The following is a 24,189-nucleotide window of genomic DNA, read 5'->3' on the forward strand; positions in this document are numbered from 1 at the left end:
CGAACCCGCTTAACGGTAAACCTGGAACCTAGGCTGACACAGCAGTTTGGAGGACGACTCCGACGGTTACTGCCGGAACTTCACGCAGAGCGTGACCCGTAGTGCGGGAACCTCGACCGGCACCACTCCCCCAGTTTTCGTCAGTGGTCGGCGACGTCCCGCAGGGATAGGCTCGCGGAGCGACCCGATGCGGGATCCCGACGCGCTTCGCAAGAAATGCTTCTCGACGCAACATGTCTACGCTGTGGTCACTGCGCAGGCCGCGCCGACTTGGTCAGTCGCTCGACTCCGAAGCGTCAGCCGCTGCCTCGTCCGTTGCGCCCGCGTCGGGCGCCGGATCCGCAGTGCGAGTCTCGGGAGGCATCCCCATGAGGAGCTCTCGGAAAAGGACCCGGAAGCTCGGCGGCAGGTCTCCCGCGCCCACCAGGAAGGTCAGAACGTCACACGCGAGCTTCGCGGCGACCGGATCGAAGTCGTCGCCGAATGCCTCTGCCAGGTTGGGACGACGCTTGACGGCCACCCCCGCGGCCAACACCTCGAGATAGCGCATGCCTCCGTGCAGCCGGCCTGGCGCGATGAAGTATCGCCCGAACACCTCCACGAGGGTCCTGAAGTACTCAGGCAGCAGCGCCCGCTGGCTGCCGGCAATCTCAGCAAACGTCTTGGCCAGAGCTTCTTTCTCGCGCTTCGCCTGTTGGCCGCCCAGGAAGTACTCCTCGAACCTCGGCGCGATTTCGTTCGCCCCAGTGGTGGCCACATACGACACTGCTCGCGTTAGCGTGAACAGGTACAGCCAAGCCAGATCCAGCAGCAGGGCGACGTGAACAGGGTTCTCACTCGATAGGCCCTTCGCCCGCGCGAGGGTCGCCGGCAGAGCACTGAGATTTCGATACGAGTCAGTTGCCCACGCGTCGTACCGGAGGGCCTCAGCCAGCGGCTTGAGCTTCTTGTCGAGCGTCGTGACCTTCGACTGGAACTCGTGATGCGCGGCAGGATTGAAGAGTCGATCGATGGCGGCATGACTCTTTGCCCCCGAGTTGTGAACACGCAACAGGATGTCGAGATCTGCGCTGGTGAGGGTTCCGAGATCCAGTCGTTGAGCAAGCACCCGCGCCGCTTCCGTAACGCCTGAGGTACGCAGCAGCCAAGCACGGTCGGGAGCGAAGAGGTCTGAGACTCCTCGAAGCCAGAACATCCGTTCCGTGGTCCTCGAGGTCGAAGTCTTGCAGTCGAAGATCTCGATGCGGTGCTGAGAGTTCGGAGCCGGGAAGGTGCCGAGCACATCGAGGTCGGTGAACTCCTGATACCGACTACCGGCCCGCTCCCGATCTACGGCCGTGCGCAATGGCACGTTCAGCCGGGTGGCTCCGCCCTGCTCCCACACGAGACGTCGAGCAAGGAGCTTGAGCTCAAGGTCCTTCTCGCTCATCCGAGCGGCCCCCTTCCCATCAGTTGTTCGAACGCCCGGCTCAACCGAGCCTCATCCACCGCGCGCGTCCGCTGCAACTTCGCTGAGGTCTGCAGCGGCTTGAGGGCCTGAGCGTCGAGATTCAAGAGGTTCTGAACGTCACTCGTTGCCTGTCGCCCGTCAACGATCTCCTGGGCCGCAAGCAGAGAACGCGCCACGCTCATCGCCTCCCGGTTCTCCTGCGTACTGATGAACTCCACCCGCTTCCACGACCCCCAGGGCTTCGTGTCCGGGAGGAACTGAACCACACCCTGGTCCCGCATCAGCTTGTACTGCCGCTCATGGGATCCATGTTCTGACAGCTCACCGCTACCCACCAGCCGGTCGATGATGGCGATGGCACTACGCGTGTTCGTGGCTCCTCCGAAGGTCTGCCCGCAACGGACGCACGCCACGATCGCCAGCGCCTTGTCCATCACCATCTTTCGCACGGTCAGCAACTCACGATCCACCGTGTAGGGCACGGACGCGAAGGCACGAGTGGTCCCATCCGGAATCGTGACCGCGGGTGCAGTGATGAGGCCCATGGAGACCGCGTCACGCAACACCGCGTCTCCATCGCCCACCGGCAATCCTTGATAGGAGTGGATGCGGTGGAGCGCCTCAGCCAGTTCACCGGGACCGTGATCGATCAGCACGTCGGACATCGCCCCGGGGTTCTCGAAGGCCGAGAAGGGCGAGTACAGGATCTGCCCATTCTTCGTTTCCAGCTTCTTAAACACCGACGTGCCAGCCCCAACAGCGAACACCTCGTCCGCGTCGCGACTGCCGAAGCCCAGTTCGTCGTAGAGGCCCTCGACGGGCATCGGGCCGGCCGCCAGCCGATGCACAACGGCAACCAGACCCTCCTCGACTTGGCGCGGACCCCGGTCGCGCCACACTCCACCGAGGTCCTCGTACAAGTCGTGGAAAACCGGAATCCGCTCAGTGATTCGGACGATCTCACCGTGCCGGTCGCGATCGAGGTCGACCAGGTCGGCCTCGGCAAGTGCCTCCAGCGCCACCGGCAGCTGGAACGACCCGATGTCCAGCGTGTCCGCAGCAACCGTGGCCAACGCGTCCATCTGGTCGACGATGTTGCGGCCCTTGATCAGACCCGCGATGTCTGCCGCCATCCCCACCAGGCGCGTGTTCTTCAGCGGCGACACCAGCCCAGAGTTGGGGTCCACCGTCCTCATGCCCAGAGTCGCATCCTGGCACCTCAGTCCCTCCTCGAACGCCTCCAAGACTGATCCCAACCTTCATGCCCGACGACACTTGCCCGGCACAGTCTAGACCAACTTGAAAATAAGGTGCTCATGAGATGTACTTGTCGTACTACTTAGGAGTATTCATGACTTCTGCTGTCGCCCTCCCCCTTTTGCCTCTGGCTTCTCCCACTGAGGCCAATCGCGCCGAGCTCTTCCACTTTGCCCAAGAGCACGGGGCGTTCCTTGCGTTCCAAGACGGCAACCCCGAGCCAGTAGTGACGGTCTTGCGCGACCGCGCTGCCGACCTGCAGCAGACGGCTCACCAGGTGCCTGATTCGGGCTACCTACGCGGCTACCTCGACGCGCTTCGCTTGGTTCTGCGGGGGTTCCTCGACGGCATGGAGCGTCAGCACCAGGCCGAGAAGGTTGCTGACACGATCGACAGTGCCCGGTACCGAATCTTGCGACTCCTCGCAGTCACCCCACGCCGTCGAGCACAGCTGCCCGAGCTGACCGGGCTTTCGGACTCACACATCTCCAGGGTTCTGGCAGCCCTGTCGAACGAGGGCCTCGTCGGCAAGACCAAGGCACCCTTGGGACTAGATGCCCGCGCCGTACTTTGGAGGGCAACTGTTGCCGGCGAGGAGCTCGTCGCCCAGACGGCACGCTTCGGCCTTCATCCCGACGTGGACGCAGACGCTGCCTCAGATGAGGCTCTAAACCGTGCCAATCAACTCGCCGCGAGGTCCATGCTGGCCGACGCAAGGAGCGCACGGCGAAAGCTGTGGGAAGGTGAAAAGCTTCCCGACTCCGAAGAATCTCCTCCCGAGGCCGTGCGAAAGGCGCACCTTACTCGCTTGCGCCGCGTGCTCGACTCCGATGTGGCTGAGTTCGATAAGTGGTTGGCGCTCGAAGTCACCGGGGAGCTCCTAACCGCCACGCGGCTAAGTGGCGGAACCCTCGAGGACCAGGAGACGCTTGAACGTCGCTTGGAGGAACGGAGCGGACAGTCGCCGATCGGCCACTTTGCCGCAGGTTTGCTGGCCTTCCACCTCGGCAAGCGCTCCCAAGGCGACGCGCACGGCACGCACACCACGGCGTTGGATTACTTCGATGACGCCGAGGCGCATTTCCGAGTGGTCGAGGGACACCGGATCGCAGGGGTTCTAGCGGCGGAGGCGTGGAACAGACTCGCCGCAGGAGACGCCCACAGGCGTGCGGGCAACATTGCGGGAGCGTTGAAGTGGACGCAACGAGCATTCGAATCCGCCAAAGAGGCCGAAGAGCCCTACGCCGTGCTCAAGAGCGGCATCACCCTCGGCCTGCTACACCGAACTGCCGGCGAGCCCGACAGGTGCATACATCTCCTTGGCGGCATCCGAAACCTGGCCATTGAGCACGGCTACACCACGTTGGCGGCGCAGTGCGACTTTCACGTGGGCGAAGCAAGCCGCTACAAGGGGGCACTGGGCGAGGCAGGGGTTCTGCTGCGGGCCGCGGTAGAAGTCTTGGCGGATCGGGATCCAAAGACTCACGCGTTCGCCCTTTCGGCCTTGGGTGCATGGGCGTTCGACACGGCAGCTAGCGAAGAGGGCGTCTCCCGACAACGAGATCTACGTCAGTGCCGCGACACGCTGCGCCAAGCGCTGGACGCTGCCGAGAGGACCGTCCTGCCTGACGCTCAGGCGCTGTGCCTTCGCCGTCTTGGATTGGTTGAGGCCGTATTAGGCAATCAGAGCGACGCCAAGGTGGCGGTGGGCGAGGCACTGGAGCTGTACTCGAGTCAGCGGGTCATGAGCCGCATTGGTCAAGTGGAGTGTCATGCGACCTTAGCGCGAATGACCGCAGACCCAACTGAGGTCCGGGCCGCGTCAGGTGCGCTGGGGGACTTGGCTCGCGGGAGCGTCTGGCTCGTTGGCCCGAGGGGACCCAAGTCTGACGCCTTCGCGCTTTCCGGCCACTCGCTGCGATTGGTGGACCGCTGGGTCTATGAAAATCTCAAAGGCGCCGTATCCATCACCCACGATGACGAGCAGCTGCAGATGGTCAGGACGAAGCTGCCCGAAGCCTGGAAGTCGCTGTACACGGTGGGCTTGGCCGGCGGACTTCAAGTACAGGCCGGCCGGTCACCCATGGGCAAGGAACCACTCGTGCTCACCGCGTGACCGCCTCCCAAGCGGACTCAGAACCGCTTCCGTCCTGCTTCCAGCCGGTGTGCCGCAGTCCTGGTGGGACGTCGGTTTCGGGGCGGCTCTGCACAGTCTCGCCGGGGAAGCAGAAGAGGGTCGTGGGGACGCTGGAGCTACTCACCGGGTCGTTGGCCCAGACGACGAGCCCCTGATTGCGAATGCTGACGTCGTCGAGTGATGTCTTGAAGTACCCGATCTTCGGAGTCAGCGAGGACACGAGCACCAGGTTTGCATAGGAGTTGCGGAGCAGTTCCGGCACCACATCGGGGTTGACGTCGGCACAGATCAGGGTGGCAACAGTCCACCTTCTCGAGTACACGAGGGTGAGGCGGGTGCCGGGGTCGATCGCCTCGGGGGGTAGGGGGTGCGTTGAACCACCTCCGCCGAAGGGCTGCAGTTTGTCGTGAACCGCCACCACATCGCCGTCAAGGAATAGCTGAGCGCGGTTGCGCTGCTTGGAGTCGACTTCTTGATGTTGGGAGCCAGCGAAGACGAGTCGGGGTGAGTCCGTCGGGGCCCAGTTCGTGCAGCCATTGAGTTCGGGAATCACGGCCACTGATGCGCCCGCCGCAGCAGCGCGGGCTAGGAGTTCGTCGGTTCGATCGCGTGCATGAACCTCGTCTTCGGGACCGAAACCGAAGGAGGCTCCGTCTGGGGTCTGCGTGCCTTGAGCGCGGCGGTCGCCTGGCCCGAGCGGAAGGACCGTGGCGCAGGCCGGAAGCTGGCCCAGCGCGCGGTCGAGCTGATCCGCGTGATCCACGACCACCGCGACTTTGAACGGGCAACCCGCTGGGTAGCGAAAGAGGACGAACTGCGGCGGGAACTCAGGCGTCGGCGAGATCCCCAGCGCCCTCCGCTCACGACGAGGTCCCATGCTCGGTCGAGCACCATGGGCTTCCTCGTAGCCGGTCATCAGCTGCGCCTGCGGAAGGGGAATCAGGTCTCCGTCGATCACTTCGGGGATTGGGCGTGTCTCGAATTCGTGGCGAATCAAGTCGGCCCAGGCTGCGTCGATCGATGCGGCCAGCACGTAGGCGCGGGCGCACGGCGACAGCAGCAACGCTTCGTCATTGATCCGCCGGACTACAGGCTCGACGGCGGCTGGGAACAGTGTGGCTGTCAAATCCTCGAGGCATCGACGAATCAAGGTGGCGACGAGGTGGCGTGTGCCCCCGTCGCTGAGGTCGACGTGCAGTTCGACGGGGTCACGCTGACTTGCGCTGTGGGCTGCGCGCAGGAGTGTTCCTGGCGTGGTGGCATGTGGTGAAGGGTCGCTGCTCAGGTCCTCCCAGCGATGCTCCGCCATTCGACTCCCACAGCCTCGTGAACCGGCTCCCTTTGGCCGCGACAAGAGCAGATAGTCAAAGTCGTGTTGACGCGGCTGTCAATGCTTCGCAGTCAAGGTGGCCCAATCTTGCCCTAGAAGGCGAAATTGCCGGCAGGGCGGCAGCGGAGGCCTTGGCCAGGACTACGGCCGTTTCCTGGTTGCTGGGGTTCAGAGGAAGTGGACCCGTACATCACCAAGACCCCTGCGCGCTATCGGTGACTTGTCGCCGGCTCACGGCTCTTGATGACGATTGGACTCGGCCACGAAATGGTCAACGAGGACCTGCCAATTGAGTCCCTCGTTCGAGATCTCGACGAACTCGGGCGGCCCCGGCTCATTGGCACTCCTGGTGTTGTGCCAACGTTCGAGGGCGTTGAGCGTCACGGTCGGTGGGGTGTCCGCATGCTGCCGGGTGAAGTTGGGTCGAAGTTGCACGATCCGCCAACGCGACACGCCGTCGTCGGAAGGATCGGGTTGGGCATAGATGTTTGCGATCGGAGTTGACGAGGACTGGTTGACCCGCTGAAAGCTCAACGTGCCCACAGCGGTCGCGGCGCACTTGGAATCCGAGGGCGGCGTGTGCAGGGAGAACATCCGGTGGTCGTACAACCCAACTTCGCTCCGATTGGTGTCCTCGTGTCGCCCCCACCCTGATGGGTCAACGCTCCGTACCTGATGGGTCAGTTCGTCCCAGATGCGTCGTAGCTGGTCGAGCGCCGCAGCGGACGCCTCAGCCCGTGCTGCCGCCCTCTCGGCGAGAACACTCTGCTCGTCCTCCCGACGTCGCCCTCGGGCGGCAAGTTCTCTGAGTCCGTCGAGGTCGGTGCTGCTAGCTGCCGGACCCTCGAGCATGTCGAGGAGCTGCTCTGCGGTGACGCGTGAGTCGTGAGTCTTGGACAAGGCGTGTGTCAACGCACGGGCAAGGACGCGATCGCCGACGAGTCCCATGTCGGGCAGCTCGGTGAGGTGTGCCGTGGGGCGCTCGTTCTGGAAGGGCACCTGTCCTGCTGCGAGCTCGTACAACGTGCAACCCAGTGAGTACACGTCGGAGCGGAGTGTCTGGGAGCGGCCGGCGACCACCTCTGGTGCCAGATACTCGCGGGTTCCCATCCACGCAAACGTGCCGATTGTGCCTGTCTGTTGCTCCAGCACTCGGGCGATCCCGAAGTCTGCCCAGCACCAGATTCCGTTCCACAACAGGGCATTGTTCGGCTTGATGTCGCGATGCATCACGCCTGCCTCGTGCAGGCGGACTAGCGCACGGGTGAGCTCAACTGCGATGTGTCGGATCTCGCGGTCATCTGGTGCGGACAGGGTTGACGCTGGCAGGTGCTGAGTCGGAGCTCCCGCGGACTCGTGTCGCTGACCCGGATCGTTGTTGTCCGTGTCCTTGGCGGCCTTCCACCGCGCAGCGATCACATCAGCCAGCGATGTCTGAGCCCGGGGAAAGACCAGCACTAGGCGAGAGGTTTCGCGTACGGAAGTGATGAGCGGGACAATTCCGTCGAGCGTGGCTGCGTCGCGGTGCGCGGCTAGGTGAGTGTTGACGACCTCTTCACGCTCAGCGGCTTCCGCGTCGCGTACCCAAGCGCTGACGCCGTTGTTGACGCGCAGGTCGACGATCTTCACCGCAACCTGGTCACCGGTAGGGCCGGTGCCGCCGAAGACACGTCCGAACTGTCCAGCACCCAGGAGCTCTGAGTAGTCGACCACATACTCGTTGCCGTCGGCGCCGACCAGAGTCTCTGACTCTTGCCTGGTTGGCTGTGAGCTTTCGTCGAAGCTGTGGCCCATCTCGTTCGACACGATTCACCTCCCAACTGCGGTCACGTACTTGAATGAACTCCAGAGAAGAGGCTAGTCGGCGGACCTCGAAGTGGAGATCAGCCGATCGAGCCCGCGCCAACACGCCCACCATCCAGCTCCGCTGATCTAGCCGACGATGCTTCGACAACGTCCCCTTTGCGGCGCAGTCGCCCGCCCGGCTTGCGGCGGGTTGGGGTCGATGAACCAGGCCAGAACTGCGAGAGATTCCATGAACCAGACAGAAGTTCCGCAGCTGCTGCGCGACGCCACAGAGGACATTCTGGTGGGTCCGCCACCCGTGGAGACGATCGTGCGCAATGGCACTCGTGCCAAGCGTCGTCGCGCTGCTGCCCTCGCCGCGTCAGCGGCCGTCACCGTCGCGGTCTTCACCGCTATCGCTGCTGCTCCATCAGTTCTCACGGCAGGCGACCTCGACTCTGGCGTGGCAACCACGCCGAACGGCACGGTCACGATCACTCAAGACGACGCGAGTGTCTCACCTCCGAGCCCCTCTCGGTTCCTGTTGGGGGACGGTCTGACCGCCACGGACGTGCACGAGGCGATCACCCCGTTGAAGGACTGTCCTGAACTGATGGCCTTCCTCCTCTCACCGGAGGTAGCCGAGATGCAGAAAACCTTGTGACCCGTACACCCCGGAGACACGGTTCTGTCCCGACTGCCCCGACGTTGAGCTGATGCGGCTTTGGCACGAGGAGGCCGTCTCTCGCATGGAGGCGTCCGGAGACGCCCACGTCCGATGATTGGAAGCATGATGGCACGGCGTGTCCGCAGCGCGAGCACGGCAGGGCGTGATGGCAACTAGCGAGCGAGGGTGACCTCCCCGCAGCACAGATGCACCACATTGACGGGCTCAACTCAACACGACTAGCTGACCCGTTAGGCCGCGTACTGACAGCGGCAGAAGCGTGCACTTCTCCGGCAGGATGCATGGATGGCCGAGACGAGCAACGTGACCATCACTCTGACCTCCGACGAGGCGCTCGTGCTCTTCGAGTTGCGGCACCGCTGGAGGATGCCGACGTCGTGAGCCCGCCGCAGCACGAACCTCACGCGGAGCGTGACCATAGCGGGAACCCCATGCGGGATCGGTGCCGTTGGCGCCAAGACCATCAGACGACAGGTCTCACATGACCCGACCGGTCGTATGACCGGGACCGGGGCGTCAAGCGGCACGCTCTCAAGCGAGAGATGCAGCCCCGCGATGCCAACTCGAACTCGCGTCGCTCGTCCGTTCGAGGTCGTCCACCCGTCCTAGGGGTGACAGGGCCAAACCGTCTCGGGCGCTGGAGAAAGCCCGTCGCGCGTCAGCATCCTGATCGAGTCGACGCCCGGGGCATGGCCTGGCGGCAGGCCTCGAAGGTCGCACGCCGGGCAGACACCTCTCCAGGCTGCACACTTCTGAGGGCTGAATGAAGTTCATCGGGCTGTCCGAGCTGCACGATACGGTCCGACACTGGAGGTGCAGCTGATGACCGACTGCGCAGACCGCCGCGCCACAGACATTGACCACGAGGTCGCCGCTCAGACCCGCACGGGCACTGGTGGGATCGAACCCACGTAGGTGCGCCCCAGTCCCCCCTCGGACACCACGCGCTCGACCAGGTCCCATCGCCAGGCTCCCGAGCCCGACGGTGGGACCTCGTCGTCGGCGGGGTGGTCGTCGCGGCGCGCGGGTCCGGACCTAGGCACCCTGCTCGCGGGCGTGGGGCAGACCGTTGGCGTCCTCGTAGTCCCACACGCCCCAGTCGTAGCCGGCCTCGTAGGCGGCGTTCGGTGCGTCGGGCCTCAGGTGGCGCGCCTGGACTGCGCCGCGCGTCAGGCAGTACGTGCGCGCCGCCTCGTACCCCGCGGCCCACTGCTGCTGTGCATCGACGTCTCGTCCCACCCGCTCAGTCGAACACATGTTCGACGTCGTCGGCAAGCCTGCTACCGATATCTTCAAGGTCATGAGCGTCCCCGAGGCCCTCGACGTGGTCGTCCGCGCCATGGACGACGACGACCTCGTCGACGTGAGACGCATCTACGCCGAGGGCATCGCGGCCGGTGACGCTACGTTCGAGACCGAGACGCCGACCGTCGCGGCGCTGCGCACCAGGTGGATCGACGGTCACCGCTGGGTCGCGACCGTCGACGGCCGCGTCGTGGGCTGGGCCGCCGCGGCCCCGACCTCGGGGCGGGAGTGCTACGCCGGCGTCGCCGAGACCTCGGTCTACGTGGCCGCCGACGCCCGGGGACGACGGGTGGGTCGGGCGCTGCTGCGGCAGCAGGTGGATGCTGCCGACACCGGCGGCCTGTGGACGCTGCAGGCGTCGATCTTCCCCGAGAACCGGGCGTCGATCGTCCTGCACCACTCCGTCGGCTTCAGGACCGTGGGCGTCCGTGAGCGGGTGGCCCGGCACCACGGTCGCTGGCGGGACACCGTCCTGCTCGAGCGCCGCTCGGAGGTCGCGGGCACCTGAGCGCTCACGTCGCGTCCGTGAGGCGGAAGCGCACCACCCGTCGGCGCAGGGTGGGCGAGGCCACCACCTCGTATCCGGCCTCGAGGAACACCTGGAGCAGCCCGACGGACGCCTCGTCCCAGATCAGGGTCTTGCCGGGCGCCGGCTCGGTGGGGTACCCCTCCAGGACGCGGGCGCCGATCCTCCGCCCGTGCTCGACGGTGGCGGCGGCCAGCTCGTACATCAGGCCCTGGCGCCGGAAGCCCTTGCGCACGACGAAGCAGGTGACCGAGACGACGCCGTCGAGCTCGGGGTCCATCCGCATCCACGACTTCTGCCGGCTCCAGATCCGCGGGTAGTCCTCGCGAGGCTCGACGGCCACCCAGCCGGCAGGCTCGCCGTCGAGGTACCCGATCAGGCCGGACGTGGGCCCGTCGGTGCCGCACCCGGTCTGCTCCAGCAGAGCCACGTCGCGCTGCTCCTGGGTGGTGTCGCGCCAGATCCAGCCGGGCACCTTGAGCGCCTGGCAGCGGCACCTGCGGGCGACGCCGGTGTCGAGCACCGTCTCGACGTCCTCGGTCGACGCCTCGTTGGCCGGTCGCCACGTGAACTCGGGCACGTCTCGCACCGTAGACCCGCGACCTCCCCGGCGGTACCCGGTTACCTGAACGACTCAGGGTCCTCACGGGTCGCGTTTCCGGACGAAACCATCTCGAAACGCGGCGCGGGTGCACTGGGTCCATGCCGCAGACGATCCTCGACAGCCACCGCCACATCGGCCGGCTGCCCGCGTTCGCCTTCTACGGCGGGGAGCCGATCTCGCCTGACACCACGGCTCGCGAGACCGTCGCCGACTTCATGGCCGACCTCGACCGCGAGGGCACCGACCGCGCGCTCGTCCTGCCCAACTACGGCGTGCCGGTGCCGGGCGCCGCGTTCGACCTGAACCCGCTCGCGATCGAGGCGGCCCAGGCCGACGAGCGCGTCAGCTGCGGCCTGTGGGTGTCCCCCAAGGCGTCGGACGCCGAGCTGAACGACGGGGCGCTCGCGCTGGTCGGAGAGGCCGGCGTCAAGGCGCTGAAGACCAGCTTCCTGCTCGGCGGACGGCCCACCGACCCCGACTGCGCCGAGCAGATCGACCGGATCTTCACCACCGCCGCCGAGCACGACCTCGTCGTGCACGTGCACACCTCCCCGGGCGCGGCGTCCGACGTCGACGAGGTCGGCACGCTCGTCGAGAAGTACGGCGACGAGACCAAGATCCACCTGGTGCACCTCGGCGGCGGCATGAGCGGCCACATGAAGCTCATCGGCGGACGCCTCTTCGACTGGATCGAGGCCGGCAAGAAGGTCTACACCGACACCAGCTGGACGATCGGCTTCGCGCCCGCCTGGCTGGTCAGCGAGATCGAGCGCCGCGGCGTCGGCCACGACCGCATCCTCTTCGCCACCGACTGCCCCTGGGGCGACTTCGAGGGCGAGCACGCACGCCTGGCGGCCGCCGCCGGCGACGGCGAGCTCGCCGACCTGTTCTTCCGCGGCAACTTCGAGTCCCTCTACGGGGCCTAGCCGCGGCCCGCACCACCGCACCGCCCGTCCGCACGAACCCCCGAGACACAGGAGCACCCATGGCCATCGACACCGAGCTCGCCGACAACATCGCCAAGTCCCTCGCCGAGATCCCCCACCCGTCCCTGCCCGAGGGCAGCGACCTCTACGGCAAGACCAAGCTCTTCCCCGACTACCAGGCCGAGGAGGGCGAGACCTGGTTCTCGCTCGTTCACGGCATCCCGCACGAGTCGTCGGTGAGCTTCGTGGCCGTCCTGCAGGCCACCCGTGCGCTGCGCAAGGGCTTCGAGTCGGCGCTGTACTTCTACGGCCCCGGCACGCTGGCCTGCATCGCGACGCGAGGCTTCCCCACCACGGGCAACGCCGCGTTCCCGGGCGAGACGAACATGAACGCCTCGATCGCCACGTTCATCGCCGAGGGGGGCACCGTCTACTGCTGCCGGTTCGGCCTGGCCCTGCACGGCTGCCGCGAGGAGGACCTGATCGAGGGCGTCATCCCGGCGCACCCGCTCGACGTCCAGGACGCCGTCATCCACTACGCCCGCAAGGGCGCCATCATCCAGTCCAACTTCAACCTCTGAGGCACCGGCGATGACCACGCCCTGCGGAGGAACCGGCGGTGCCCCCTCACGCGCCAGCACGCGCGTGGACGTCGCCATCTCCGGCATCCGCCTGCTCGACGCACCGGTCGGCCGGCGGGCCGGGGCCGGTCCCAGCGACGACGGGCACGTGCTGCTCGACGGCGTGGGCGCCGCGATCCCGGTCAACCCGCTCAGCCCGTTCACCGTCAGCCGCGGACGACTGCTGCTCGACGGCGCCGACACCGGCCTGGGCATCGAGGCGGTGAGGCGTCCGCGCTTCTACGACCTCGTCACCGACGACGGCACGCCGTACGAGCAGATCGCGCGGCTGCACTCCTCGAACGTGCTCGCCACCACGGTCGTGCAGACCTGCGTCCGCTACGACGAGTCCGAGCGCTGCCGCTTCTGCGCCATCGAGGAGTCGCTGCGCCAGGGCTCGACCGTGGCCGTCAAGTCGCCGGCGCAGGTCGCCGAGGTGGCCCGGGCGGCCCACGACCTCGACGGCATCACCCAGATGGTGATGACGACGGGGACCTCCAACGGCCGCGACCGCGGCGCCACCCACCTCGCCCGGTGCGTGCGCGCCGTCCGCGCGGTGCTGCCCGACCTGCCGATCCAGGTGCAGTGCGAGCCACCCGCCGACCTGCGCACCATCACCGACCTCCACGACGCCGGCGCCCGCGCCATCGGCATCCACGTCGAGTCGATGGACGAGGACGTCCGCCGCCGGTGGATGCCGGGCAAGTCCACCGTGCCGCTGGACGAGTACCGCGCGGCCTGGCGCGAGGCCGTCCGCGTCTTCGGGTGGAACCAGGTCTCGACCTACCTGCTCGTCGGCCTCGGCGAGCGTCCCGACGACCTCGTCGCCGGCGCCCAGGAGCTGATCGACATGGGTGTCTACCCGTTCGTGGTGCCGTTCCGGCCGCTGGCCGGGACGCTCGCCACCGACGTCGACCAGGTGACCGCCCCCGACGCCGCGGTGCTGCGCGACGTCACCGAGCGCGTCGCCGCGTCGCTCCGTGCGGCGGGCATGCACGGCGCCGGCCAGGCCGCGGGCTGCGCGGCCTGCGGCGCCTGCAGCGCACTGCAGAGCGAAGGAGCCTGACGTGACCGTGGACACCGACCTGCTCGGCATCCTCACCGGCCCGGCCGTCCGCGCCAGCCCGGCCGCCTTCCGGATCGAGCAGGCCGCGACCACCGCCGAGCTCGACGCCTACCGCTCGCTGCGGCACGACGTCTTCGTCGCCGAGCAGGGTCTGTTCGCCGGCTCGGACCACGACGACGTCGACGACGACCCGCGCACGGTGGTGCTGCTCGCCGTCTCCCCCGACGGCGAGGTGATCGGTGGCGTCCGGCTCGCCCCGCAGGGCCAGGGACGCGACCTCGGCTGGTGGGCCGGCAGCCGTCTGGTGGTCGCCGCCGGCGCCCGCCGCGGCCCGTCGGTCGGCCCCGCCCTGGTGCGGGCCGCGTGCGCCCGCGCCGAGACCGAGGGCGTGCTGCGCTTCGACGCCTGCGTGCAGTCCGCGAACGAGACGATGTTCGCCCGGCTGGGCTGGGAGCGTCGCCACGACACCTCCCTGCACGGCGCACCCCACGTCGAGATGACGTGGCCCGTCGACCGTGTCGCGCGGCTGGTGGCGCAGACCAAGGCCGAGCTCGGCCTGGTGCTCTCCTCGATGCCCACCGGCTGGCTCGGTGGCGAGGGCTTCGTCGGCGACGACGGCGCCCCCGTCCCCGGCTCGGACCTGATCGCCGCCTGCGACGCGATCCTGCCGTCGATGGTCGAGCGCGACCCCGAGTGGGCCGGCTGGTGCTCCGTGCTCGTCAACGTCAACGACCTCAGCGCCATGGGCGCCACGCCCGTCGCGCTCCTCGACAGCGTGGGCGCCCGCGACGCCTCGTTCGCGCGCCGCGTGCTCTCCGGTGTCCGTGACGCCAGCCAGGCGTGGGGCGTCCCGGTCGTCGGCGGCCACACCCAGCTCGGCGTGCCCGCGTCGCTCAGCGTCACCGCGCTCGGTCGCACCGACCACCCCGTCCGTGGCGGGGGCGGCCGGGCCGGCCAGCACCTGCGCGTCACCGCCGACCTCGGCGGCGACTGGCGCCCCGGGTACGGCGGCCAGCAGTGGGACTCGACGTCGTCGCGCACCGGCGCCGAGCTGCGCCACCTCGCGGGCCACGTCGCCCGCCTGCGTCCGAGCGCCGCCAAGGACGCGTCCATGGCCGGCATCGTCGGCACCACCGGGATGCTGGCCGAGGCCAGCGGGTGCGGCGCCGTGGTCGACGTCGCCGACGTGCCCGCGCCCGACACCGCCCGCCTCGGCGACTGGCTCACCTGCTTCCCCGGCTTCGCCATGATCACCGCGCACGACAGCACCGACGTCTCGGGACCCACCACCGACCCACGTGTCCACAGCCGCGCCTGCGGCCGCCTGACCGACGAGCCGGGCGTCCGGCTGCGCTGGCCCGACGGGCACACCACCACCGCGGTGCCCGGCACCGTCACAGGAATGGGGACCTCATGACCACCACCACGCTCGCGGCCGTCGCCGCGAACTTCGGGCGCGACCTCGACCAGGACCTGGCCCAGGTCTCCGCTCTCGCCGACGACGCGCGCGCCCGCGGCGTCGACCTCCTCGCCCTGCCCGAGGCGTGCCTCGGCGGCTACCTGTCCTCGCTCGGCGAGGGCGCGGACGGCCCCGACTCGCTGCCGCCCGTCGTCGAGCTCGACGGCCCGGTGATGCGACGCGTCGCCGCCGTCGCCGGCGACATGACGCTGGTCGTCGGCTTCTGCGAGTCCGACGGCACCACCCGCTACAACAGCGCGGCCGCCGTCACCGGCTCCGGCGTGATCGGCGTGCACCGCAAGGTCCACCAGCCGCTGGGCGAGAACCTGTACTACGGGCAGGGCGAGACGTTCGAGGCGTTCGACACTCCGGCGGGCCGGGTCGGCATGCTGATCTGCTACGACAAGGCGTTCCCGGAGGCGGCCCGCTCGCTGGCCCTCGACGGCGCCGAGGTGGTCGCGTGCATCTCGGCGTGGCCGGCGTCGCGCACGGCGGGCGCCGGCTCCATCGACGACGACCGCTGGACCAAGCGGTTCAACCTGTTCGACCAGGCCCGCGCGCTGGAGAACCAGATCGTCTGGGTCGCGTCCAACCAGTCCGGGACGTTCGGCTCGCTGCGCTTCGTCTGCAACGCCAAGGTGGTGGGGCCGGGCGGCGACGTGCTCGACACGACCGGCCCGCGCGGCGGCATGGCCGTGGCCGGGGTCGACCTCGCCGACACCCTCGGCACCGCACGCCGCTCGATGTTCCACCTGCGCGACCGTCGCCCCGCCACCTACCCCGCGCTCGAGGTGGCCCATGCCTGAGATGACCGTGACCGTCCGCTGGCCCGACGGCACCCAGGACGACTGCTACTCCCCCTCCCTGGTGATGCACGACCACCTCACCGAGGGCACCACCTACACCGTCGCCGAGTTCGCCGACCGCGCCGTCGCCGCGCTGTCGGAGGCGAGCGCCCGCGTGCAGGCGAAGTTCGGGTTCGCCTGCACGTCCGCCGCGGCCACCGCAGCCAAGATCACCGACGCCGCCGAGCGCTACCGAGCCGACGACCCGGTGCACGTGGTCGCGATGCATCCCGACCTGGGGGACGCGTGACGGGCGCCGAGCGGACGGGCACCGTCGTGGTCGGTGGCGGCCAGGCCGGGCTGTCGGTCAGCCGGCACCTGGTCGAGCACGGCGTCGACCACGTGGTGCTCGAGGCCGAGACACCGACGCACGAGTGGTCCGACAGCCGCTGGGACAACTTCACGCTCGTCACCCCGAACTGGCACTGCCGTCTGCCCGGCTACGTCTACGAGGGGCCAGATCCCGACGGCTTCATGACGCGCGAGGAGGTGGTCGCCTGGCTCGCGGGGTTCGTGGCGTCGTTCGAGGCGCCGGTCCGCACCCACACCCGCGTCACCGAGGTGCGCGAGCGCGACGGCGGCGGGTTCCTCGTCGTCACCGAGGGGCCGGACGGCCGCCACGAGATCGAGGCCGACGACGTGGTCGTCGCCACCGGCGGCTACCACCGGCCGATCGTCCCGCCGTACGCGCAGGCGCTCGACCCGTCCGTCGCACAGATCCACTCCCAGGACTACCGCAACGCCGCCCAGCTGCCCGACGGCGGCGTGCTCGTCGTCGGCACCGGCCAGTCCGGTGCCCAGATCGCCGAGGACCTGCACCTCGAGGGACGCGACGTGCACCTCGCGCTCGGCAGCGCGCCCCGCGTCGCCCGGTCCTACCGCGGCCGCGACTCGATGACGTGGCTCGCCGACATGGGCCTGTACGACACCGCGGTGCAGCAGTACCCCGGCGGCCTCGCGGCGCGCGAGAAGACCAACCACTACGTCACCGGACGCGACGGCGGCCGCGACATCGACCTGCGTCAGTTCGCCGCCGAGGGCATGCACCTCTACGGCTCGCTCGTCACCGGACGCGGCACCGAGCTCGAGCTGGCGCCCACGCTGGCGCGATCGCTCGACGCCGCCGACGACGTCTACCGCTCGATCTGCCGCGACATCGACCGCTTCATCGAGCGCGAGGGCATCGACGCACCCGCCCAGGACGTCTACGCGCCCGGCTGGGCGCCCGAGACCGAGCCCACGTCGCTCGACCTCGCCGCCGCCGGCGTCACCTCGATCGTCTGGGCGATCGGCTACCGGCCCGACTACTCCTGGGTACGGGTGGGCGTCTTCGACGGCACGGGCCGCCCGACGCACACCCGCGGCGTCACCGGCGTGCCCGGCCTCTACTTCGTGGGCCTGCCGTGGATGCACACCTGGGGCTCGGGGCGGTTCCTCGGCGTGGCCGCGGACGCCGAGCACGTCGCGTCCTGCATCCTCGGCACCGTCCGCAGCACGACGTCCGGGACCGCGGCCGTCGGCGAGCGGTGAGGATCGGGGCGGTCGCCGCGCACTTCGGACGCGACCTCGACCACGCCTGCGAGAAGATCGCCCGCATCGTGTCCGACGCCCGCGGCGAGCGTCTCGACGTCCTGGTGCTCCCCCACGCCACGCTCGGCGGCTACCTGACGAACCTGCGTCAGCCCGACCCGTCGCAGATGCCGCCCGCGCTCGACGAGGACTCGCCCCCGGTGCGGCAGGTGGTCTCCCTGGCCGGCGACATGGTGGTGTGCCTGGGGTACACCGAGGCCGGTCCGCGGGGGCGTCCGTACAACTCGGCGCTCTGCGTCACCGGCGACGGCGTCCTCGGCCGGCACCGCAAGGTGCACCAGCCCGACGGCGAGTCGCGCGCGTACGACGCCGGCGACACCGTCGCGGCGTTCGAGACGCCCGTCGGGACGATGGGCATGCTCATCGACTACGACAAGTCGTTCCCCGAGGCGGCTCGGTCGCTCGCGCTGGACGGGGCCGAGCTGGTCGCCTGCCTGTCCGCGTGGCCGGCGAGCGTGACCGACCGCGCGGAGACGATGTCCAACGACCGGCAGTCGCGCCTGTTCGACCTCTACGACAGCGCCCGCGCCGCGGAGAACCAGGTGGTGTGGGTGTCGTCGAACCAGACCGGTGTGATGGGCGACCTGCGGTTCCTCGGCCAGGCCAAGGTGGTCGGGCCGGGCGGTGACGTGCTGGCCAAGACCTGGGCCAAGGGCGCGATGGCGGTCGCGGAGGTCGACGTCGCGCACGAGGTGGCGCGGTCGCGGCGCGTGCTGCACCACCTGCGCGAGCGGCGACCGTCGGCGTACCCGGGACTGCGGGGGCACGACGCATGAGGATCGCGCTGCTCACCTACTCCACCAAGCCTCGCGGCGGCGTGGTGCACACGCTCGCGCTCGCCGAGGCGCTGGCGCGGGCGGGCCACGACGTCGACGTATGGACGCTCGGCCGCGGCGGCGACACGACCTTCTTCCGCCGCGTCGACCCCGCGGTCGTCGTCCACGCGGTACCCCTGCCCGACGTGGACGGCGAGGGCGTCGGGCCGCGGATCCTGCGCTCGATCGCGGTCCTGCGCGAGGCGTTCGACCCGCGCGCCTACGACATCGTGCATGCCCAGGACTGCATCAGCGCCAACGCCGCGCTCCCCTGCCTGCGCACCGTGCACCACCTCGACGTGTTCACCACCCCCGAGCTCGCCGCCTGCCACGACCGCGCGGTGCGTGAGCCGGCCGGGCTCGTCTGCGTCTCGGCCTCGGTGGCTGCCGAGGTCCGCGACGGGTGGGGGCGCGAGGCCACGGTCATCCCCAACGGCGTGGACGCCGGACGGTTCACGGCAGCCGCCTCGCCCGGCGCCACCGGCGCCCGCGCCCGCTGGACCGACGAGCTCGGACGCTACGTCCTCGCCCTCGGTGGCATCGAGCCGCGCAAGGGCACGCTCGACCTGCTCGAGGCGTACGCGCTGCTGCGTGAGGACCACCCCGACGTCCGTCTGGTGCTGGCCGGCGGGGAGACGCTGTTCGACTACCGCGAGTACCGGGCGACGTTCGACCGGCGCGTCACCGAGCTCGGCGTCGAGCCGGTGATGCTCGGGGTGGTGGACGACGACGACGTGCCGTCGCTCGTGGCAGCGGCGTCGGCGATGGGGTTCGTGTCGACCAAGGAGGGCTTCGGCCTCGCGGCGATGGAGTCGCTGGCCGCCGGCGTGCCCGTGGTGACGCGCGACCTGCCGGTGCTGCGGGAGGTGTTCGGCGACGCCGTCGCCTACGGCACCGAGCCCGCGGGGTTCGCCGCCGCGCTCGAGCGGGTGCTCACCGCGCCGCCCGACCCGGTCGCCGGCGTCGCACTGGCCTGCTCCTACACCTGGGACGCCGCCGCGGCACGCCACCTGGAGCTGTATCGGCGCCACCTGGCATGACCTCGATGTCGATCGGCCGTGCCGTGTCGCTGCAGGCCGCCCGGGACCCCGACGCGGTGGCCGTCCGCTGCGGCGACGACGTCCTGACGCGCGTCGAGCTCGACCGCTGGTCCAACCGGCTCGCCCGGGCCTGGGGTCGTGAGGGCGTCGGGCAGGACGACCTGGTCACCGTCAGCCTGCCCAACGGCGTCGACGTCGTCGTCGCGTGCGTCGCGGTCTGGAAGCTCGGCGCGACCCCGCAGCCGCTGTCACCCCGGACGGACGCCGACGAGCGGAGAGCGGTGCTCGACCTCGCCCGCCCGGCGCTCGTCGTCGACGAGACCGTCCCGACCTGCGACGACGAGGACGACGGCCTGCTGCCCGACCGCGCGGCCACCTCGTGGAAGGCGCCGACGTCGAGCGGCAGCACCGGCCGTCCGAAGATCGTGCTGGCGGCGGCGCCGGCCACCGTCGACCCGGACGGGCCGATCGCGGCGTTCGTCCCGCACGAGGCCGTGCAGCTGGTGGCGGGCCCGCTGACCCACGCGGCGCCGTTCGTGTACGCGATGCGTGGCCTCACCGCGGGGCACGAGCTGGTGGTGATGCCGCGTTTCGACGCCGCCGAGTGGCTCGACCTGGTCCAGCGGCACCGCGTCACCTGGGGCCTGCTGGCGCCCGCGACGATGCACCGGGTCTGGCGGCTCGGGCCCGAGGTGCGCGACGCGCACGACGTGTCGTCCCTGGAGGCGGTGCTGCACCTCGGCGCTCCCTGCGCGGCCTGGCTCAAGCGCGCCTGGATCGACTGGCTCGGGCCCGAGCGCGTGGTCGAGGTCTACGCGGGCACCGAGTCGCAGGGCCTGACGACGATCCGCGGCGACGAGTGGCTCGCGCACCCCGGGTCCGTGGGCCGAGCCGTCGGCGGCTCGCGGTTCCGCGTGGTGCGTCCCGACGGCACCGCGTGCGACCCGGGCGAGAGCGGCGAGGTCCTGATGCGCCGTGACCACGGGACCTACGCCTACCTGGGCGCCGAACCCGTCGTCCGGGACGGCTGGCACACCCTCGGCGACGCGGGCCACCTCGACGCCGACGGCTACCTGTACCTCGCCGACCGCCTCGCCGACGTCCTCGTCGTCGGGGGGACACCGGTGAGCCCGGCCGAGGTGGAGGCCGTCCTCGAGGAGCACCCGGCGGTCCGCTCCGCGGTCGTGACGAGCCGCGAGGACCGCGACGGCCGGCTCACGCTGCACGCGGTGGTCGATGCCCCGGGGGCCCGGCCCACCGAGGCCGACCTGGACGCGTGGACGCGGCCCCGCCTCGGCGACGCCCAGCGTCCACGGTCCTACGCGTGGGTCGACGACGTCCTGCGCGACGACGGCGGCAAGGTGCGGCGATCGGCGTGGCGCTCATGAGGTGCGGAGCACCCGCACCCACGAGCGGGGGGCTGCGGTCAGGCCAGCTCCTCCAGCAGTTCCGTGACCCGACGGTCGATGTCGTCGCGGATGGCGCGCACGGCGTCGAGACCCTGACCGGCGGGGTCGTCCAGGGCCCAGTCCTCGTAGCGCTTGCCGGGGTAGATCGGGCAAGCGTCACCGCAGCCCATCGTGATGACGACGTCGGCGGCGCGGACGCCGTCGTCGGTCAGCGGCTTGGGGTGCTCGGCGGAGATGTCGAGCCCGATCTCGGCCATCGCCTCGACGACCGCGGGGTTGAGCCGGTCGGCCGGCTGCGACCCGGCGGAGCGGACCGTGACGCGGCCGGCGCCGCGATGCGCCAGCAGGCCGGCGGCCATCTGCGAGCGTCCGGCGTTGTGGACGCAGACGAACAGGACCTCGGGGACGGTCATGCGGGGACCTCCTCAGGGGACGGACGACGGTCGCGCAGCCACAGTGCGACGTACACGAGGGCGACCAGGACCGGGACCTCGATCAGCGGGCCCACGACGCCCGCGAGGGCCTGGCCCGACGTGACGCCGAAGGTGCCGATCGCCACGGCGATCGCGAGCTCGAAGTTGTTGCCCGCGGCGGTGAACGCGAGCGTGGCGGTCTTCTCGTACCCCAGGCCCAGGCGTGAGCCGGTCACCCAGGAGACCCCGAACATCACGAGGAAGTACGCCAGGAGCGGCAGCGCGATGCGCACGACGTCCAGCGGCCGACTGGTGATCGCGTCGCCCTGCAGGGCGAACAACACCACGATGGTGAACAGCAACCCGTACAGGGCGACCGGCCCGATGCGCGGGAGGAACGTCCCCTCGTACCAGTCGCGACCCTTGACGCGCTCGCCGAGCGTCCGGGTCCAGAACCCCGCCACGAGCGGGATGCCGAGGAACACCAGGACGCTGACCACGATGGCCCCGACGGAGAACTCAGCGCTCGTGGTCGACAGGCCCAGCCAGCCGGGCAGCACCTGGAGGTAGAACCAGCCGAGCGCGCCGAACGCGACGACCTGGAACACGCTGTTGATGGCGACGAGCACGGCGGCCGCCTCGCGGTCGCCGCAGGCGAGGTCGTTCCAGATCAGCACCATCGCGATGCATCGGGCGAGCCCGACGACGATCAGCCCCGTGCGGTACTCGGGCAGGTCGGGGAGCAGCAGCCACGCCAGCGCGAACATCAGTGCCGGCCCGACCAGCCAGTTCAGCACCAGCGAGGCCGTCAGCAGCCGGCGGTCCGAGGTCACGCGGGACGTCTCGGAGTAGCGGACCTTCGCGAGCACGGGGTACATCATCAGCAGCAGCCCGACCGCGATCGGCAGGCTCACCGACCCGATCTCGACCGCGCCCAGCACCTCGCCCAGGCCCGGCACCCACCGACCGAGCGCGAGGCCCAGCAGCATGGCGGCCAGGATCCAGACCGGCAGGAACCGGTCCAGCAGCGACAACCGCGCGACGAGCGCGGGTGCCGGGGTCGGTCTGGGGGCGGTGGTGCTCACGGGCGGCTCCGGCGTCGGGGGGATCGACGGACGTCGATGGGTTGATCCTCGTCAACGCATCGACACCTGTCAATGTGACGACCTACAGTGGTCGCCATGACCGTCGCCACCGACCCGGCACCGAGCGCCGCCGACGTCTGCTGCGCGCCGCTCGTCGCGGCGCCGCTGACCGCGGACGAGGCCGTGACCCTCGCGAGGACGGTCAAGGCGTTGTCCGACCCCACCCGGCTGCGGCTGCTGTCGCTGGTCGCGGCGCACGAGGGCGGCGAGGCGTGCGTCTGCGACCTCACCGAGCCCGTCGGCCTCAGCCAGCCCACCGTCTCCCACCACCTCAAGAAGCTCGTCGATGCCGGCCTGCTCACCCGCGAGCAGCGCGGGGTCTGGGCGTTCTACGCCGTGCGGACGTCCGCCCTCGACGCCGTCGCCGACGTGCTGCGCTCCCCCGCCCGCAGCTGCTGACGCCGCGAGGTCATCGGTCGAGGGACGTGGTCGTTCCGCCGGTGACGAGGTGGTGGTGGCCGCGGGGGTCGGTCCACAGGTAGACGCCGGGCACGGGTTGGACCACGCGCCACCGGGTGTGGGTCTTGGCGCGGTGGTGGTGCCTGCAGAGCAGGTGCCCGTTGCTGCTGCTGGTGGGGCCCCTGGGGTACTCGGTCTGGTGGTCGTAGTCGCCGGTGGCTGAGGGTCGGTCGCACCAGGGGAAGGGGCACAGGCCGGCGTTCATCTGCCGCAGCTGGGTCCTGAGCCGGGGTGGGGCGACGTAGCCGGTGTAGGTGAGGTCCTCGGCCAGGTCGATCACCGGCGTCACCCTGACGTTGCCGTGGCCGACGAGGTCGACCGCCTGGTCGTGGGTGATCGGACCGCCCAGGGGGTCCGACGCGCGGGCCCGGTCCACCGACCACGTCCGGGTCGAGGCGTCGTGGTGCACGAACAGCACCGTCGCCGGCATCGGCCCGGTCGGGATTGCGGCCTGGGCCTCGTCGGGCTGGGTCGCCTCACCCGCACGGTGGGTCTGGACCTGTCCCCACAGGGCCTCGACGCGGCCGTGGTCGGCCAGCATCCCCAGCGCGACGGCGCGGAGCTCGGCGGCGCTACGGGTGTCACCGACCTCGACCAACCAGCCGGCGACCTGTCGGAGCCGCAGGTCCAGACGGGCCCCGTCCGTGGTCGAGACGCGGGCGCGGACCTCGGCGATGCCCGGCTCGTCACCGGTGTCGATCTTCACGTCGCGGTGCGCCAACGCCCACGCGACCCGGTCCTCGGCCTCGTCGGGCTCAGCGGCGTCGCAGGCCTGCTCGACCAGGTCCTCCAGCCGCCGCCTCGACATCCGGGCGACCAGCGGGTGGTCGACGTCTGGGCCGGTGAACAGCACGTCCTCCAGGTCGGTGACCTGCGTGAGTGACAGGTGCCGGGTGGTCCTGGCGACCATCCGGGCCCTGTCGACCCCGATCAGACCGGCGTCCAGAGCGTCCAGCGTCCGCGGTAGGCGGTGCACCAACGACAACGCGTCCGCCGCCAACAGGCGGGCCGCCCAGATCGTGCGGCCGGTGGTGGCCTGGACCTCGCAGATGCCGAACTCCGGCACCCACGGCGACCCGTCACCGCCGGGCTGCTGCAGCGACTCGGCCCCACCACCACCCACGGCGGACCACTCCTCGGCCAGCGACCCCAGCCAGTGCGCCAGGTAGCGGAACGTCTCGGACCACATGCCGTCGATCTGACGGATCGTCGCAGCCGTCGCCTCGAGCAGGTCCTGCTCCAGCTCCGGGTACGTCGTGGTCATGACACCAACCTAGGACCCGCCACCGACAGTTTCCGAACGCCAGTTCGGTATCAGAT

Annotated in this window: 23 protein-coding genes; 14 read left to right on the top strand and 9 right to left on the bottom strand. The window is 69.7% G+C overall.

The window, feature by feature from the left end; translation table 11 throughout:
• Positions 1-274: 274 nt before the first annotated feature.
• Entirely contained in the window at positions 275-1,429 is a 1,155-nt protein-coding gene (locus tag ACI6PP_RS00465) for a hypothetical protein (RefSeq protein WP_421108106.1), read from the bottom strand.
• Positions 1,426-2,616: a hypothetical protein gene (locus ACI6PP_RS00470; RefSeq protein WP_421108107.1), complete on the bottom strand. Its 1,191-nt coding sequence runs from the start codon at positions 2,614-2,616 to the stop codon at positions 1,426-1,428. The genes ACI6PP_RS00465 and ACI6PP_RS00470 overlap by 4 nt, the downstream gene beginning before the upstream one ends.
• Before the next feature lie 185 nt (positions 2,617-2,801).
• Here ACI6PP_RS00470 and ACI6PP_RS00475 point away from each other — a divergent pair, with 185 nt between their 5' ends.
• The gene (locus ACI6PP_RS00475; protein ID WP_421108109.1) at positions 2,802-4,823 is read left to right on the top strand and encodes an ArsR family transcriptional regulator; all 2,022 of its coding nucleotides are present in this window, start codon (positions 2,802-2,804) and stop codon (positions 4,821-4,823) included.
• On the opposite strand, the gene ACI6PP_RS00480 is transcribed toward ACI6PP_RS00475, so the two are convergent.
• Together ACI6PP_RS00480 and ACI6PP_RS00485 are read right to left on the bottom strand one after the other, a co-directional pair.
• Positions 4,813-6,153, bottom strand: coding sequence for a hypothetical protein (locus tag ACI6PP_RS00480; RefSeq protein WP_421108111.1), 1,341 nt, complete (start codon positions 6,151-6,153; stop codon positions 4,813-4,815). The two genes, ACI6PP_RS00475 and ACI6PP_RS00480, sit on opposite strands and share 11 nt — an antisense overlap.
• Before the next feature lie 252 nt (positions 6,154-6,405).
• Complete coding sequence (locus ACI6PP_RS00485; RefSeq protein ID WP_421108112.1) at positions 6,406-7,980, bottom strand: protein kinase domain-containing protein; 1,575 nt, start codon at positions 7,978-7,980, stop codon at positions 6,406-6,408.
• Between the two features lie 229 nt (positions 7,981-8,209).
• Between ACI6PP_RS00485 and ACI6PP_RS00490 the strand changes: the two genes are divergently transcribed.
• Positions 8,210-8,623 (top strand): hypothetical protein, encoded by a 414-nt coding sequence (locus ACI6PP_RS00490; protein WP_421108114.1) that lies wholly within the window; start codon positions 8,210-8,212, stop codon positions 8,621-8,623.
• 1,059 nt (positions 8,624-9,682) lie between these two features.
• On the opposite strand, the gene ACI6PP_RS00495 is transcribed toward ACI6PP_RS00490, so the two are convergent.
• Positions 9,683-9,886, bottom strand: coding sequence for a hypothetical protein (locus ACI6PP_RS00495; protein ID WP_421108115.1), 204 nt, complete (start codon positions 9,884-9,886; stop codon positions 9,683-9,685).
• A gap of 61 nt (positions 9,887-9,947) precedes the next feature.
• Here ACI6PP_RS00495 and ACI6PP_RS00500 point away from each other — a divergent pair, with 61 nt between their 5' ends.
• Positions 9,948-10,460, top strand: coding sequence for a GNAT family N-acetyltransferase (locus tag ACI6PP_RS00500; protein ID WP_421108116.1), 513 nt, complete (start codon positions 9,948-9,950; stop codon positions 10,458-10,460).
• A gap of 4 nt (positions 10,461-10,464) precedes the next feature.
• Here ACI6PP_RS00500 and ACI6PP_RS00505 read toward each other — a convergent pair whose 3' ends face one another.
• The gene (locus ACI6PP_RS00505; protein WP_421108119.1) at positions 10,465-11,058 is read right to left on the bottom strand and encodes a GNAT family N-acetyltransferase; all 594 of its coding nucleotides are present in this window, start codon (positions 11,056-11,058) and stop codon (positions 10,465-10,467) included.
• 122 nt (positions 11,059-11,180) lie between these two features.
• Between ACI6PP_RS00505 and ACI6PP_RS00510 the strand changes: the two genes are divergently transcribed.
• Genes ACI6PP_RS00510 through ACI6PP_RS00555 form a run of 10 tightly spaced genes read left to right on the top strand, consistent with a single transcriptional unit; the run spans position 11,181 to position 20,831 of the window.
• A complete protein-coding gene (locus ACI6PP_RS00510; protein WP_421108120.1) occupies positions 11,181-12,008 on the top strand; it encodes an amidohydrolase family protein in 828 nt (275 codons plus the stop codon).
• A 59-nt stretch (positions 12,009-12,067) separates the two neighbouring features.
• Positions 12,068-12,589, top strand: a complete 522-nt coding sequence (locus ACI6PP_RS00515; protein ID WP_421108122.1) for an MSMEG_0572/Sll0783 family nitrogen starvation response protein — start codon at positions 12,068-12,070, stop codon at positions 12,587-12,589.
• 10 nt (positions 12,590-12,599) lie between these two features.
• Positions 12,600-13,694, top strand: a complete 1,095-nt coding sequence (locus ACI6PP_RS00520) for an MSMEG_0568 family radical SAM protein (protein ID WP_421108124.1) — start codon at positions 12,600-12,602, stop codon at positions 13,692-13,694.
• Position 13,695: 1 nt separating this feature from the next.
• Positions 13,696-15,111, top strand: coding sequence for an MSMEG_0567/sll0787 family protein (locus tag ACI6PP_RS00525; protein WP_421108126.1), 1,416 nt, complete (start codon positions 13,696-13,698; stop codon positions 15,109-15,111).
• Positions 15,108-15,959, top strand: coding sequence for a carbon-nitrogen hydrolase family protein (locus ACI6PP_RS00530; protein ID WP_421108127.1), 852 nt, complete (start codon positions 15,108-15,110; stop codon positions 15,957-15,959). The genes ACI6PP_RS00525 and ACI6PP_RS00530 overlap by 4 nt, the downstream gene beginning before the upstream one ends.
• Positions 15,952-16,248 (top strand): MSMEG_0570 family nitrogen starvation response protein, encoded by a 297-nt coding sequence (locus tag ACI6PP_RS00535; RefSeq protein WP_421108129.1) that lies wholly within the window; start codon positions 15,952-15,954, stop codon positions 16,246-16,248. The genes ACI6PP_RS00530 and ACI6PP_RS00535 overlap by 8 nt, the downstream gene beginning before the upstream one ends.
• Entirely contained in the window at positions 16,245-17,528 is a 1,284-nt protein-coding gene (locus ACI6PP_RS00540; protein WP_421108131.1) for an MSMEG_0569 family flavin-dependent oxidoreductase, read from the top strand. The genes ACI6PP_RS00535 and ACI6PP_RS00540 overlap by 4 nt, the downstream gene beginning before the upstream one ends.
• A complete protein-coding gene (locus tag ACI6PP_RS00545; RefSeq protein ID WP_421108133.1) occupies positions 17,525-18,364 on the top strand; it encodes a carbon-nitrogen hydrolase family protein in 840 nt (279 codons plus the stop codon). The genes ACI6PP_RS00540 and ACI6PP_RS00545 overlap by 4 nt, the downstream gene beginning before the upstream one ends.
• Positions 18,361-19,443 carry an MSMEG_0565 family glycosyltransferase gene (locus ACI6PP_RS00550; protein WP_421108135.1) on the top strand — a complete coding sequence of 361 codons (1,083 nt, stop codon included), beginning with the start codon at positions 18,361-18,363 and terminating at the stop codon, positions 19,441-19,443. The genes ACI6PP_RS00545 and ACI6PP_RS00550 overlap by 4 nt, the downstream gene beginning before the upstream one ends.
• Before the next feature lie 5 nt (positions 19,444-19,448).
• On the top strand, positions 19,449-20,831 hold the full coding sequence (locus ACI6PP_RS00555; RefSeq protein WP_421108136.1) for an AMP-binding protein: 1,383 nt from the start codon (positions 19,449-19,451) through the stop codon (positions 20,829-20,831).
• A gap of 38 nt (positions 20,832-20,869) precedes the next feature.
• Here the strand turns inward: ACI6PP_RS00555 and ACI6PP_RS00560 are convergent, their stop codons facing one another.
• Both ACI6PP_RS00560 and arsB read right to left on the bottom strand, forming a co-directional pair.
• Positions 20,870-21,265, bottom strand: coding sequence for an arsenate reductase ArsC (locus tag ACI6PP_RS00560; protein WP_421108138.1), 396 nt, complete (start codon positions 21,263-21,265; stop codon positions 20,870-20,872).
• Complete coding sequence (gene arsB, locus ACI6PP_RS00565; RefSeq protein WP_421108140.1) at positions 21,262-22,350, bottom strand: ACR3 family arsenite efflux transporter; 1,089 nt, start codon at positions 22,348-22,350, stop codon at positions 21,262-21,264. The genes ACI6PP_RS00560 and arsB overlap by 4 nt, the downstream gene beginning before the upstream one ends.
• A gap of 96 nt (positions 22,351-22,446) precedes the next feature.
• Here arsB and ACI6PP_RS00570 point away from each other — a divergent pair, with 96 nt between their 5' ends.
• Positions 22,447-22,809, top strand: coding sequence for an ArsR/SmtB family transcription factor (locus ACI6PP_RS00570; protein ID WP_421108142.1), 363 nt, complete (start codon positions 22,447-22,449; stop codon positions 22,807-22,809).
• A 10-nt stretch (positions 22,810-22,819) separates the two neighbouring features.
• On the opposite strand, the gene ACI6PP_RS00575 is transcribed toward ACI6PP_RS00570, so the two are convergent.
• Positions 22,820-24,133: an HNH endonuclease signature motif containing protein gene (locus tag ACI6PP_RS00575; RefSeq protein ID WP_421108144.1), complete on the bottom strand. Its 1,314-nt coding sequence runs from the start codon at positions 24,131-24,133 to the stop codon at positions 22,820-22,822.
• Positions 24,134-24,189 lie beyond the last annotated feature (56 nt).

It is taken from the genome of Solicola agrisoli, assembly GCF_049059935.1.
In the GTDB taxonomy this organism is placed as follows: domain Bacteria; phylum Actinomycetota; class Actinomycetes; order Propionibacteriales; family Nocardioidaceae; genus JAURVT01.

Excerpts from the sequence above, each read along its gene's own strand:
- ACI6PP_RS00465 (WP_421108106.1), bottom strand. The coding sequence starts at position 1,429 with ATGAGCGAGAAGGACCTTGAGCTCAAGCTCCTTGCTCGACGTCTCGTG.
- ACI6PP_RS00475 (WP_421108109.1), top strand. The coding sequence starts at position 2,802 with ATGACTTCTGCTGTCGCCCTCCCCCTTTTGCCTCTGGCTTCTCCCACT.
- ACI6PP_RS00480 (WP_421108111.1), bottom strand. The coding sequence starts at position 6,153 with ATGGCGGAGCATCGCTGGGAGGACCTGAGCAGCGACCCTTCACCACAT.
- ACI6PP_RS00490 (WP_421108114.1), top strand. The coding sequence starts at position 8,210 with ATGAACCAGACAGAAGTTCCGCAGCTGCTGCGCGACGCCACAGAGGAC.
- ACI6PP_RS00500 (WP_421108116.1), top strand. The coding sequence starts at position 9,948 with ATGAGCGTCCCCGAGGCCCTCGACGTGGTCGTCCGCGCCATGGACGAC.
- ACI6PP_RS00510 (WP_421108120.1), top strand. The coding sequence starts at position 11,181 with ATGCCGCAGACGATCCTCGACAGCCACCGCCACATCGGCCGGCTGCCC.
- ACI6PP_RS00515 (WP_421108122.1), top strand. The coding sequence starts at position 12,068 with ATGGCCATCGACACCGAGCTCGCCGACAACATCGCCAAGTCCCTCGCC.
- ACI6PP_RS00520 (WP_421108124.1), top strand. The coding sequence starts at position 12,600 with ATGACCACGCCCTGCGGAGGAACCGGCGGTGCCCCCTCACGCGCCAGC.
- ACI6PP_RS00530 (WP_421108127.1), top strand. The coding sequence starts at position 15,108 with ATGACCACCACCACGCTCGCGGCCGTCGCCGCGAACTTCGGGCGCGAC.
- ACI6PP_RS00535 (WP_421108129.1), top strand. The coding sequence starts at position 15,952 with ATGCCTGAGATGACCGTGACCGTCCGCTGGCCCGACGGCACCCAGGAC.
- ACI6PP_RS00550 (WP_421108135.1), top strand. The coding sequence starts at position 18,361 with ATGAGGATCGCGCTGCTCACCTACTCCACCAAGCCTCGCGGCGGCGTG.
- ACI6PP_RS00555 (WP_421108136.1), top strand. The coding sequence starts at position 19,449 with ATGTCGATCGGCCGTGCCGTGTCGCTGCAGGCCGCCCGGGACCCCGAC.
- ACI6PP_RS00560 (WP_421108138.1), bottom strand. The coding sequence starts at position 21,265 with ATGACCGTCCCCGAGGTCCTGTTCGTCTGCGTCCACAACGCCGGACGC.
- ACI6PP_RS00570 (WP_421108142.1), top strand. The coding sequence starts at position 22,447 with ATGACCGTCGCCACCGACCCGGCACCGAGCGCCGCCGACGTCTGCTGC.
- ACI6PP_RS00575 (WP_421108144.1), bottom strand. The coding sequence starts at position 24,133 with ATGACCACGACGTACCCGGAGCTGGAGCAGGACCTGCTCGAGGCGACG.